Raw genomic sequence first — 12,040 nt, forward strand, 5'->3', positions numbered from 1 at the left:
TCATCATCGTCACGTCAGCGCTGCTGCCGCTCTACCTCAAACTCGGTGTCAGCCCGGTCATTCTGACGGTCGTCGCCGGTCTCGCCAACGGCACGATGAACATCATTCCGTGGGGCGGCCCGACGGTTCGCGCCGCATCCGCTCTCGGAATCTCCCCGTCCGACGTCTTCGTTCCGATGGTTCCCTCGATGATCGTCGGCCTGATCATCGTGCTGCTCTTCGCCGTTCACCTGGGCATCATGGAGCGTCGACGCATCGGCAAGCTGATCTACGAGCCCGAATTGGTGGCTTCCGGTGGCGGCGGCAGTATCCGCAAGGGCGGCAAGGCAACCGGCGGAGCAGGCACCGGCGGATCGGACGACGGCGAATCGGGCCAGTTCTTCGACGGTCTCGACCCCAACCGCGACACCCTGCGCCCGAAGCTGCTGTGGTTCAACGCTGCTCTGACGGTCATCCTCCTCGTCATCCTCGTCATGGACATCCTGCCCATCCCGGTGCTGTTCATGATCGCTGCCTCGATTGCCCTGACGGTCAACTTCCCCAAGGTCAAGGAGCAGGGCGACGCGATCGCACGGCACTCGTCGTCCATCGTCTCCGTCGTCGCCATGGTGCTGGCAGCAGCAATTCTGACCGGCGTCTTCCAGGGCACCGGCATGGTCGAGGCCATGGCCGAGTGGCTGCTCAACGTCATCCCGGCGGGCATGGGACCGTACCTGGCCGTCATCACCGGCATCCTGAGCATCCCGCTGACGTTCTTCATGACCAACGACGCCTTCTACTTCGGCATCCTGCCGGTGCTGACCGAAACGGCAGGCAAGTACGGCATCGACCCGGTCGAGATGGCCCGTGCATCGATCACCGGTCAGCCCGTCCACCTGCAGAGCCCGCTGGTTCCGGCCATCCTGCTGCTCGTCACCCTCGCCGGAGTGTCGCTGGCCGATCACCACAAGAAGGTGTTGTGGCGAGCGGTGGTCGTCTCCCTCGCGATGCTGGCCGTCGGCATCGTCCTCGGCCAGATCCCGTTCGGCTGATCCCCCAACCCATCTCGCGTAGGAGAAACCGTCATGACTGTTGGCGTACTGCACAACAATTCACCCGAGGGCCGCGCAGCACTGGCGGCAGCCGTTCGAGAAGCACGCATCCGCGAGACGGACCTGGTCGTCCTGCACGCACTCTCCGGATCGGCCGAACCGTCCGCCGAGGCCGCCGAGACGCAGGCCGTGTCCACTTCGGTGGAGACCGCTCTGGCCGACATCGACCACGCCGACGCGGTCTCCTGGACCGTGGCAGTGGGTAGGCCCGACCCCGACGCCGTCAACACACTGCTGACACTGGTGGAGGAGCAGAAGTCGGAGATCCTGGTGGTGGGCTCGCGGCACCGCTCGGCGGTCGGAAAGTTTCTGATGGGACAGACGATTCAGCGTCTGCTCCTCGAGATTCCGGTCCCGGTTCTGCTGGTCAAGTCCGGAGCGTGAGTGCTCGCAATCGCGTGACGACAGTACTCGGGTACAGCCTCCGATGGATCGGCCTCGCGGCCGTATCCGTCGGGGGCTGGGCCCTTTTCGCGGCTCTGGGTCTGACGGCACCGTCGCTGTTCGCCGCACTTGTCGTCGCGGTGGTCTTCGCACTGACCGGCATCGGTCCTGCTGCCGTCCCCCGTCCGGCGTCGATGGCTGCGCAGGGCACACTGGCCGTCACCATCGGGTTGATGCTCGACACCGACACACTGGGCGCGTTGGGCGAGAACTGGATTCCCGCAGTTCTCGTCGGTGCGGGGACACTGGTCGTCAGTGCAGGCTGCGGCGCGCTGCTCGCCCTGCATCGCGACGTCGACCCGGTCACCGGAGCGCTGTCCCTGATTGCCGGTGGCGCAACGGGTCTGGTGTCCATCGCCCGAGAACTCGGCGGGGACGAGCGCATCGTCGCGGTGGTCCAGTACCTCCGCGTCGCACTCGTGGTGGTCACGATGCCGCTGATCGTCACGTTCGCCTTCCACACCGACACCGGCGGTGGGGCAGGGGCGTCCGAGCAGTCGACGACACCCTGGTACATCGGTACGGCTTTTCTGATCGCCGTCGTCATCGCCGGAATCGTTCTCGCTCGGCTGATCCGACTGCCCGCGCCCGCCACCCTCGGACCACTGATCATCGCCGGTGCCTGCGAACTGCTCGGCTGGCCCGTCGACATCTCGGTGCCCGCCGTGCTGCTGCCGGTGGCGTTCATCGTCATCGGATGGCAAGCGGGGCTCGCCTTCACCGTTTCCAGCCTGCGGGCCATCGGTCGGATCTTCCCCTGGGCCGCACTGCTGGTTCTCTCGATCGGGTTGATCTGCGCCCTGTTCGGCTGGGCACTGTCTGCGATCACCGGAGTCAGCATGCTCACCGGCTACCTCGCGACCACACCCGGCGGATTGGCAGCCGTACTCGCCGTGTCCGCGACGACAGGATCGGACGTCACCTTCGTCGCGTGCGTCCAGGTGATCCGGCTGGTGTCGATGCTCGTCGCCGCGCCGCTCGCCGCAGCCGCGTACACCAAGCTGGCCGAACGCAAGAAGGCCAGGACGGCGAGCGAATCAACCGTCGGCGCGGGGTAACTCGACTCGGAAGGTCGCGCCCTGCCCCGGGGCGCTCTGCACACGCACCGTGCCGTTGTGCGCCGCCACCAGGGCCGCCACGATCGACAGACCGAGCCCGCTGCCACCGCTCTCACGTGTGCGCGAGGAGTCGGCTCGATAGAAGCGCTCGAAGACGTGTGCGGCCTCGTCCTCGGCCAGACCCGGTCCGGTGTCCTGTACTTCGAGCAGTACCGACGACTGGGTGGTCCCGACGCAGACGATGATGGACGCGGATTCGGGGGTGTGCCGTACGGCGTTTCCGACGAGGTTCGCGAGCACCTGACGCAGCCGCGCGTCGTCGCCGCTGACTTCGGGTATTCCCGGCCCTGCCAACACTTTCAGCGAGATGTCCCGCGCAGGCGAGACCGCCTTGGCGTCGTGCACGGCGTCGGCGGCGACGGTCAGAAGATCGACGCGCCGCATGTCCAGAGGCCGTTGCGCGTCGAGGCGCGCGAGCATCAACAGGTCTTCGACGAGCAGGCCCATGCGCGCCGACTCGCCCTCGATTCGGTTCATCAGCAACGAGATATCGCTCATCGCACCCTGTCGGTACAGCTCGGCGAACCCGCGGATGGTCGTCAGCGGTGTTCGTAATTCGTGGCTGGCGTCGGCGACGAAGCGGCGCATCCGATCCTCGGATGCGCGAGCCGCCTCCTCGGAGGCCGCAGTGGCCGCGAACGCGCGCTGAATCTGCGAGAGCATCCCGTTCAGGGCCGCCGACAACCGGCCGACCTCCGTCTTCTCACTCCACTCGGGTACTCGACGGTGTAGGTCCCCGGCAGCGATGGCCGCGGCAGTGGTCTCCACCTCACGTAACGGTCGCAGACTGCGCCGCACCACGAAGTAGGCGATCACGGCCAGGGCCAGCAACACGGCTGCGCCGATGTAGAACTGAAGTACCACCAGTCTGCTGACGGTCTGCTGATTGGCGCTGAGCGACATTCCCACGGTGGTGGAGCCCTCGTTGTTGGTCACCGTGATCACCCGCCACTCCTTCGACGGGTCGCCCTCGGAACCGACGGTTTTCGGGGCCGCCGACGGCGTGCCCGACAGATCCGGAACATCCTCTGTCACATCGTTGATCGGGCCGCGCACGGTACCGTCGTCGGCGACGAAACGAACGTAGAAGTTGGACGGCGGGCGACTTGGATTGGGCTCGTCGACCGGGAAGGGCGGGCGTTCGTTACCCGGCCTGGCCCAGCCCACGGACGCCTCGATCAGTTGTTGATCGAGGCGACGCATCAGTGACGTCTCGAGCGAGGAGGTCACCGCCACTCCCGACGCCAACAGACCGAGACCGACCAGGAGCAGCAGCGCTGCGACCAGGGTGAAACGCAGCGGCAGACTCCGAATCCGACCTCGAATGCCCGTCACCGTGGCTGGCGCATGACGTAGCCGACGCCCCGCAACGTGTGGATCAATCGGGTGTCGCCCGTATCGACCTTGCGGCGCAGATACGACACGTACGACTCCACCACTCCCACTTCTCCGCCGAAGTCGTAGTGCCACACGTGATCGAGAATCCGCGGCTTGCTCAGTACGGTTCCCGCGTTGACCATGAAGTACCGCAACAGTGTGAACTCGGTGGGCGAGAGCGAGACCGGCTCGCCCGCCTTCCACACCTCGTGGGTGTCGTCGTCGAGTTCGATGTCCGCGAACGCAACTCGGGATGGCTGCGCGTCCTCGCTCTTGCCCGATCGGCGCAGGATCACCCGGAGTCGGGCCACGACCTCCTCGAGCGAGAACGGCTTGGTGACATAGTCGTCCGCACCGAGGGTCAGCCCGGTCACCTTGTCCTCCACAGAATCTCGTGCGGTCAGGAACAGGGCGGGCGCATCGATTCCGTCCGCTCGCAGCCGACGCAGCAGACCGAAGCCGTCCATGCCGGGCATCATCACGTCGAGAATGAGCGCCTCGGGCCTGAAGTTGCGGGCCTTGTCCAATGCCTCGGGCCCGGACGCCGCCGTCGCGACCTCGAATCCCTGGTACCTGAGGCTGACCGACAGCAGTTCGACGATCGTCGGTTCGTCGTCGACGATCAGGACTCGGGCCTCGGGTGTCTCGCTCACGGTGTCCATCATCGCGCGAGATGCTGCTCGTTCGCTGGACTCTCGCTGTGAGGTTGCTGTGAGCCACCTCCGGCACAGCCGGACCCCGAGGAGGCATGATGGCACCACCATGGTCGACGCGAACACCGACACCCGCACCAGGGTTCGGTCTCCCGTGTCATCCATGCACGTATTCGCAACTCTGCTCGTGTTGGGCATCGCGTTCGGTGCCGACGTGGCCCGGTGGGTCGACTCGTCCCCTGCACTGAGGACCGGAGCGACGGTGTACACCGGGATCTTCGTGCAGGCGACGCCGTTCCTGGTGCTCGGAGTGCTCGTCAGCGGAGGCATCGCCGCGTTCGTCTCGCCCGCTGTCCTGCAGAAGGTGGTGCCGAAGAACGCCACCGCTGCCGTCGGAGTGAGCGGACTTGCGGGAATGGCGTTGCCCGGTTGTGAGTGCGGTGCCGTTCCCGTTTCGCGCCGGCTGATGGATCAGGGTGTTCCGACGTCTGCAGCCTTGGCGTTTCTGCTCTCGGCACCGGCGATCAACCCCGTCGTCCTGGTCTCCACTGCGGTGGCCTTCCCCGGCGAGCCGGCGATGGTTCTCGCGCGGTTCTTCGGCTCACTCGCCACCGCTCTGGTGATGGGCTGGCTGTGGACCAGGTTCGGCAAGGCCGAGTGGATCACCGCTCGGCTCGCCGATCGTGAACACCGCCACGGAAACTCGAAGTGGGAGACGTTCCGCGAGTCGGCGCGCGCGGACCTGCTCCAGGCCGGAGCTTTTCTCGTGTTCGGAGCAGCGGCCGCCGCCTTGCTGCATCTGGTGGTTCCGGACTGGGTGTTCGACCATCTCGCCGGTCAGTTGCTGCTGTCGATCCTGGTGATGGCCGTGCTCGCGGTGATTCTCGCGCTGTGCTCGGAGGCCGACGCATTCGTCGCGGCGAGCATGTCGATGCTGCCGCTGCTGCCTCGGCTGGTCTTCCTGGTGGTGGGACCTGCGGTCGACGTGAAGTTGATGGCGATGCAGGCCGGAAGCTTCGGACGCGGCTTCGTGGCTCGCTTCGCCCCGCTGACGTTCGTCGTCGCGATCGTGTGCGCCTCGGTGAGCGGCTACGCGTTCCTGGGGGCCCGATGAAACGCGAGGTGCAGAATCTGCTGCTCCTGCTTCTCGGCGGAGCCACGCTCAAGATCTCGGTGGACGGCACCTTTGTGCGATACGTCAAACCGTCGCTGCATCCGTATCTGCTGACCGCCGGGGTGTTGATCGTCGCCCTGGCGATCGCGTCGATCGTCGCCGACATCCGCCGCGGTGGGCCCGCGGGCGACGGACACGATCATGATTCGCGTCCGTACTGGCTGCTCCTGGTCCCACTCGCGGTCATCCTGTTCATCGCACCGCCCGCGCTGGGAGTCTCGGCCGTCGGCGAGCGATCCGTCACCTCGTCGGCCGATCGTCAGAGGACAGCGTTTCCACCGTTGCCGAACGAGCGCGCGCCCGAGGTTCCTCTGCTCGACGTCGTGCAACGCGCGGTCAGGGACACCGAAGGCAGCCTCGACGGACGGGAGATTCGCGTCACCGGATTCGCCGTCGCCACCGCGAACGGAGGCTCGCCGCGCGCCGACGGAACGAGAGAAGGCCTCGACCTCGCCCGCATTCTCATCATCTGTTGCGCGGCCGACGCCAGGTCCGTTCGCATCCACCTCGATGCAGGTAGCGCAGCTCTCGACGACATTCCTGACGGCACCTGGCTGCAGATTTCGGGAACCGTGGACGCTGCAACGGCGACGGAGGACACCGCGTTCACACCCACGATGACGGTGTCGACGGTCGAGCGAATCGAAGCTCCGGCGAACACGTACGCCTACTGACGCCATGGCCACCGTCCACACGAATTGGTACGATCGTACAAGTCACTTCCGACAATCGGACGAGCGCACCGTACCCGAACAGCGACAAGACGGTGCAAGGAGTGATTTCTCATGGCTTGGCTGATTCTCGTCGTCTCCGGCGTCCTCGAAGCGATCTGGGCGACCGCACTCGGCAAGTCCGAGGGCTTCACCAAACTCGGACCGTCCATCGTCTTCGGCATCGCGGTGGTGCTCAGCATGATCGGACTCGCGATCGCGATGCGATCGTTGCCCACCGGCACCGCCTACGCCGTCTGGGTGGGAATCGGTGCCACCCTCACCGTCGCGTACGCCATGATCACCGGTGCCGAATCCGCCTCGCTGCTCAAGGTTGCGCTTCTGGTCGGCATCGTCGGATGCGTCGTGGGACTGAAGGTTCTTCACTGATTTTCCGGGCTACGAGCAGTTACAGTAAAACGATGAACTGGGTGTCAGCGATCACACTGCCCGCGCGCGCCGGAATTGCCATCGCCGAGCAGGCGATCGGCGTCGCGGAGGTCGCGCTGGCGACCACCAGGATGGCCTTGGCCACCGGTGCGTCGGGCACCGCAGGTGTCGCCTCGCTCGCCAACCCGCGCGGCGGCACGATGCAACTGCTCGCCCAGCTCGGCCAGCTCACCTCCGACGACCGCGCCCTGGGCAACGCCCTCAAGGAAGGCGGGCCACTCGACCGCCTTCTCGCCCAGGGTGGCGTCGTCGACCGCCTCACCTCCGAGGACGGCACCCTCGAGCGACTGCTGTCCCCGGGCGGCCCGGTCGAGCGAATCCTGGCTCCCGGCGGACCCTTGGACCGGCTGCTCGCCGAGGACGGACCGCTCGAACGACTGCTCGCCGAAGGCGGTCTGCTGGACCGCATCACCGCCACCAACGGACCGCTCGAACGACTGACGGCCAAGGACGGCCCGCTCGAAGTGCTCACGCGTCAGGACGGCCTCATCGAGCGGGCCATCGCCGAGGAGGGCATCCTCGAAACGCTTCTCGCCGAGGACGGTGCCGTCGAGCGGCTGACGGCCAAGGGCGGTCCGCTCGATCAGTTGGTCAAGCTTTCGGAAACGCTGACGTCGGTGGCCCCGAACATCGAGCGGATGAGCATCTCGATCGACATCCTGCAGGATTCCGTGGAGATCCTCTCGGCCGCGGTTCACCCGCTGGGAGAGCTGGTCGGCCGACTCCCGAGTCGCTGGCTCAAGAGCGGCAAGCAGTCGGTGCACGAACTGCACTGACCCGTCCGACGGGTACGTCCCGGGCATTCTCGAGTCGGCCGATGTTAGCGCTCACACTGGTCACGCGGGTGCGAAAAAGAAATCTTTGACAATGCCGATGTTATCGCTCACACTTTCGTCTTGATGTGATGCGAACCACACGGGACACCCCGACGGACCCCGCTTCACGGTCTACTCCACTACGCAGGGAGAAACGATGAAGTTTCGACACCTATCCATCGCCGCAGCCGCGGTGGCGCTCACCCTCACGCTCGGCGCGTGTGGATCGAGCACCAAGACCGCGGACCAGGCTCCGGCCGAAGGCGGCAGCACGGCAGGCGCGCTGATCGGCGTGACGATGCCGACGAAGTCCTCGGCTCGATGGATCGCCGACGGCGACAATCTCAAGAGCGCGCTCGAGGGCCAGGGCTACAAGGTCGATCTGCAGTACGCCGAGAACGACATTCCCACCCAGGTGAACCAGATCGAGAACCAGATCACCCAGGGCGCAAAGCTTCTCATCGTTGCCTCGGTGGACGGCACGGCCATCACCACGCAGTTGCAGGAAGCCAAGGACAACGGCATCGGCGTCATCGCCTACGACCGCCTCATTCGCAACTCCCCCAACGTCGACTACTACGCGACGTTCGACAACTACAAGGTCGGCGTCGACCAGGCCACGTCGCTTCTCGTCGGTCTCGGCCTGAAGAACGAGGACGGCACCGACAAGGCCGATGCCCCGGCCGGCCCGTTGAACATCGAGGTCTTCGCCGGTTCGCCCGACGACAACAACGCCACCTTCTTCTTCGACGGTGCCATGGACACCCTGAAGCCGTACCTGGACAAGGGAACTCTGAAGATCGGTAGCGGCGAGTCCGATTTCGAGACGGCTGCGACACTGCGCTGGGATCCGGCCACCGCCCAGAAGCGCATGGAGGATCTGCTCACCAAGACGTATTCCTCCGGCCAGAAGGTGCAGGGCGTGCTCTCGCCGTACGACGGCTTGTCCATCGGCATCCTCTCCGCACTCAAGAGCAACGGATACGGAACAGCAGGGCAGCCGTACCCGATCGTCACCGGACAGGACGCCGAAGTGCCGTCGGTGAAGTCCATCATCGCCGACGAGCAGTACTCCACCATCTACAAGGACACCCGCGAACTGGCCGAGGTCACCATTCAGATGGCACAGTCCATGCTCGACGGTCAGACGCCCGAGACGAACAACACCACGGACTACGACAACGGTGAGAAGGTCGTTCCCGCTTACCTTTTGCAGCCCGAGATCGTCAACAAGGGCAACTACGAGCAGGTTCTGGTCGAAGGCGGCTACTACACCCAGGACCAGTTGAAGTGAGTTCGGAGATGACGAGCCCGATCCTGGAGATGCGTGGCATCACCAAGACCTTTCCCGGCGTCAAGGCTCTACAGGACGTCACTCTCTCGGTGAATCGCGGCGAAATCCACGCGATCTGCGGCGAGAACGGCGCAGGCAAGTCGACGCTCATGAAGGTGTTGTCGGGTGTGTACCCACACGACACCTTCGACGGCGACATCGTGTTCGACGGTAAGCCGTGCGAGTTCTCCGACATCCGGGGCAGCGAGGCCGAGGGCATCGTCATCATCCATCAGGAACTCGCGCTGAGTCCGTACCTCTCGATCGCCGAGAACATCTTTCTCGGCAACGAGCGGTCCAAGCGCGGGTTCATCGACTGGAACCGCACCAATTCCGAGGCCGCAGCCCTACTGAACCGGGTAGGGCTGCGGGAGAACCCCGTCAGCGTCGTCAGCGACCTCGGTGTCGGCAAGCAGCAGCTCGTCGAGATCGCCAAGGCGTTGTCCAAGGATGTGACGCTACTGATTCTCGACGAACCGACTGCGGCACTGAACGATTCGGATTCCGCTCACCTCCTCGACCTGCTACGCGGTCTGCGAGACGAGGGCATCACGTGCGTGATCATCTCGCACAAGCTCAACGAGATCGCGGCCATCGCAGACCGGACGACGATCATCCGTGACGGCCGGACCATCAAGACCCTGGATATGCGAGACCCGGACGTCACCGAGGATCGCATCATCTCGCTCATGGTCGGCCGCGATCTCGAGCACCGGTTTCCGCCGCACGAATCGACCGTGGGAGAGGAAGTTCTGCGTATCGAGGACTGGACCGTCCACAGTCCGACGCAGCACGGCCGGACCGTTGTCGACAAGGCGAATCTCAGTCTGCGCCGCGGGGAGATCGTCGGTCTTGCCGGCTTGATGGGTGCCGGACGCACCGAGTTGGCCATGAGCGTCTTCGGCCGAAGTTACGGCATCGACATCTCGGGGCGACTGTACAAGTACGGCGAGGAAATTCACGTCAAGTCGGTCAACGATGCCATCCATCACGGGATCGCCTACGCCACCGAGGACCGAAAGCGGTACGGCCTCAATCTGATCGACGACATCAAGCGAAACATCTCCACCGCCGCCCTGGACAAGCTGGTGACGGGAGGCTTCGTCGACGACAACCAGGAGTTCAAGGTCGCCGAGGGTTTCCGCAAGAGCATGAACATCAAGGCACCGAACGTCGCCGCCGTGGTCGGCAAACTCTCCGGCGGCAATCAGCAGAAGGTCGTGTTGAGCAAATGGATCTTCAGCGATCCCGATGTGCTCATTCTCGACGAACCGACACGAGGAATCGACGTCGGCGCGAAGTTCGAAATCTATTCGATCATCAATGATCTCGCCGACGCCGGGAAGGCGGTCCTGGTGATCTCCTCCGAGCTCCCCGAACTGCTCGGGCTGTGCGACCGGATCTACGCACTGTCGGCAGGCCGTATCACCGGTGAGGTCACTCGCGAGGACGCGACCCAGGAATCGCTCATGCATCTCATGACCCGTGGAACAGGAGTACTTCGATGAATCAGTTGTCGACCGTGCGGGGGTTGCTCACGCGCAACCTTCGCCAGAGCGGAATCTTCATCGCCTTCGCGCTGATCATCGTGCTGTTCACCGTGCTGACGGGCGGTCAGCTTCTGGTGCCGCAGAACATCAGCAACATGGTGGTGCAGAACTCGTATATCCTCATCCTGGCCATCGGCATGGTCGTGATCATCATCGCGGGCCACATCGACCTGTCCGTCGGCTCGGTCGTCGCGGCCACCGGTGCCATCGCCGGTGTCCTCATGGTTCAACAGAACGTGCCGTGGCCCCTGGCGGTGCTGATCACGTTGATCGTCGGCGGCCTGATCGGTGCCTGGCAGGGCTATTGGGTCGCGTACTTCGGCATACCGGCGTTCATCGTGACGCTGGCAGGCATGCTCGTCTTCCGCGCAGTCACTCTCATCGTTCTCGGCAACCAGGGCATCGGGCCGTTCCCCGGGCCGGTGCGCACACTGTCCAACGGCTTCCTGCCCGGCTTCCTCGGCAACGTGGGACTCGGACCACTGGGTGGGGCTGACATCTTCACGTTGCTCGTCGCCATTGTGGCGGTCGTCGGAATCGTGTTCAGCCAGTGGCGATCTCGCACGGGTCGGCAGAAATACGGCCAGACCGTGGACGCACTGCCGCTGTTCCTGATCAAGATGGCCTTCGCTGCCGCTCTCGTACTCGCGATCGCGGTTCAGCTGGCGCGGTTCAAGAACCTGCCGTACGTACTGATCCTGCTCGCCGTGCTGGTGATGGGCTACTCCACCCTCGCGGGCAAGACGGTGTTCGGTCGGCACGTGTACGCGATCGGCGGCAACATCCACGCCGCCTCGCTGTCCGGCATCAAGGTCAAGCCGGTCACCTTCTGGATCTTCGTCAACATGGGTGTGCTCTCGGCCCTGGCCGGAATCATCTTCGCCGGTCGACTCAACCAGGCCGGACCCACCGCGGGCAACGGCTTCGAGCTCGACGCCATCGCGGCGGCCTTCATCGGCGGCGCGGCAGTGCAGGGCGGCGTCGGCCGCATCGTCGGCGCACTCACCGGCGGGCTGATCATCGCCGTGATCAACAGTGGAATGTCGCTCATCGGCTCGCCGAGTGAGCGCGTTCAGCTGGTCAAGGGCCTGGTACTGCTCGCGGCGGTTGCGTTCGACATCTGGACCAAGCGTCGAGCAGCGAGCGGTAAGGGCAACAAGGGCGACAAAGCCGCGCCCCCGAGCAGCTATCTCGGTGTGCCCGTGCCCGCCGAGATGTTCACCGGAGCCGAGCCGGGCAAGCCTGCGCCCACCACGGCGGTGAACACACCCACCTGACGTGCATGTTCGCGGGCGCCGAAGGACCCGGCATGCTGTGATTGACTT

General features: G+C 64.9%; 12 protein-coding genes and 1 riboswitch. Of the genes, 10 read left to right on the forward strand and 2 right to left on the reverse strand.

Translation table 11 applies throughout. The features are described from left to right. From CH251_RS25625 to CH251_RS25635, 3 genes are all read left to right on the forward strand, one after another. On the forward strand, positions 1-1,031 hold a 1,031-nt coding region (locus CH251_RS25625; protein ID WP_143544992.1), incomplete at its 5' end, for a citrate:proton symporter. A gap of 33 nt (positions 1,032-1,064) precedes the next feature. Then, positions 1,065-1,475 (forward strand): universal stress protein, encoded by a 411-nt coding sequence (locus CH251_RS25630; protein ID WP_068055827.1) that lies wholly within the window; start codon positions 1,065-1,067, stop codon positions 1,473-1,475. After that, entirely contained in the window at positions 1,472-2,593 is a 1,122-nt protein-coding gene (locus CH251_RS25635) for an AbrB family transcriptional regulator (protein ID WP_094615625.1), read from the forward strand. Before CH251_RS25630 ends, CH251_RS25635 begins: the two co-directional genes overlap by 4 nt. On the opposite strand, the gene CH251_RS25640 is transcribed toward CH251_RS25635, so the two are convergent. Together CH251_RS25640 and CH251_RS25645 are read right to left on the reverse strand one after the other, a co-directional pair. Continuing rightward, the gene (locus CH251_RS25640) at positions 2,573-3,958 is read right to left on the reverse strand and encodes a cell wall metabolism sensor histidine kinase WalK (protein ID WP_094615661.1); all 1,386 of its coding nucleotides are present in this window, start codon (positions 3,956-3,958) and stop codon (positions 2,573-2,575) included. The two genes, CH251_RS25635 and CH251_RS25640, sit on opposite strands and share 21 nt — an antisense overlap. Positions 3,959-3,984: 26 nt before the next feature. Continuing rightward, positions 3,985-4,695, reverse strand: coding sequence for a response regulator transcription factor (locus CH251_RS25645; RefSeq protein WP_179273704.1), 711 nt, complete (start codon positions 4,693-4,695; stop codon positions 3,985-3,987). Positions 4,696-4,792: 97 nt separating this feature from the next. Between CH251_RS25645 and CH251_RS25650 the strand changes: the two genes are divergently transcribed. From CH251_RS25650 to mmsB, 7 genes are all read left to right on the forward strand, one after another. Next, positions 4,793-5,797 carry a permease gene (locus tag CH251_RS25650; RefSeq protein WP_094615627.1) on the forward strand — a complete coding sequence of 335 codons (1,005 nt, stop codon included), beginning with the start codon at positions 4,793-4,795 and terminating at the stop codon, positions 5,795-5,797. After that, positions 5,794-6,531 carry a TIGR03943 family protein gene (locus CH251_RS25655; RefSeq protein WP_094615628.1) on the forward strand — a complete coding sequence of 246 codons (738 nt, stop codon included), beginning with the start codon at positions 5,794-5,796 and terminating at the stop codon, positions 6,529-6,531. The genes CH251_RS25650 and CH251_RS25655 overlap by 4 nt, the downstream gene beginning before the upstream one ends. 36 nt (positions 6,532-6,567) lie before the next feature. After that, positions 6,568-6,630, forward strand: a riboswitch (guanidine-III (ykkC-III) riboswitch). Positions 6,631-6,642: 12 nt separating this feature from the next. Then, positions 6,643-6,957: a multidrug efflux SMR transporter gene (locus CH251_RS25660; protein WP_094615629.1), complete on the forward strand. Its 315-nt coding sequence runs from the start codon at positions 6,643-6,645 to the stop codon at positions 6,955-6,957. Between the two features lie 32 nt (positions 6,958-6,989). After that, positions 6,990-7,793, forward strand: coding sequence for an ABC transporter (locus CH251_RS25665; RefSeq protein WP_094615630.1), 804 nt, complete (start codon positions 6,990-6,992; stop codon positions 7,791-7,793). A gap of 196 nt (positions 7,794-7,989) precedes the next feature. Continuing rightward, the gene (chvE, locus tag CH251_RS25670) at positions 7,990-9,126 is read left to right on the forward strand and encodes a multiple monosaccharide ABC transporter substrate-binding protein (protein ID WP_094615631.1); all 1,137 of its coding nucleotides are present in this window, start codon (positions 7,990-7,992) and stop codon (positions 9,124-9,126) included. Between the two features lie 8 nt (positions 9,127-9,134). Beyond that, positions 9,135-10,673 (forward strand): multiple monosaccharide ABC transporter ATP-binding protein, encoded by a 1,539-nt coding sequence (mmsA, locus tag CH251_RS25675; RefSeq protein ID WP_094615662.1) that lies wholly within the window; start codon positions 9,135-9,137, stop codon positions 10,671-10,673. Continuing rightward, positions 10,670-11,992: a multiple monosaccharide ABC transporter permease gene (gene mmsB / locus CH251_RS25680; RefSeq protein ID WP_094615632.1), complete on the forward strand. Its 1,323-nt coding sequence runs from the start codon at positions 10,670-10,672 to the stop codon at positions 11,990-11,992. Before mmsA ends, mmsB begins: the two co-directional genes overlap by 4 nt. Positions 11,993-12,040: the final 48 nt, after the last annotated feature.

Source organism: Rhodococcus sp. 06-462-5, from assembly GCF_002258315.1.
Taxonomy (GTDB): domain Bacteria; phylum Actinomycetota; class Actinomycetes; order Mycobacteriales; family Mycobacteriaceae; genus Rhodococcoides.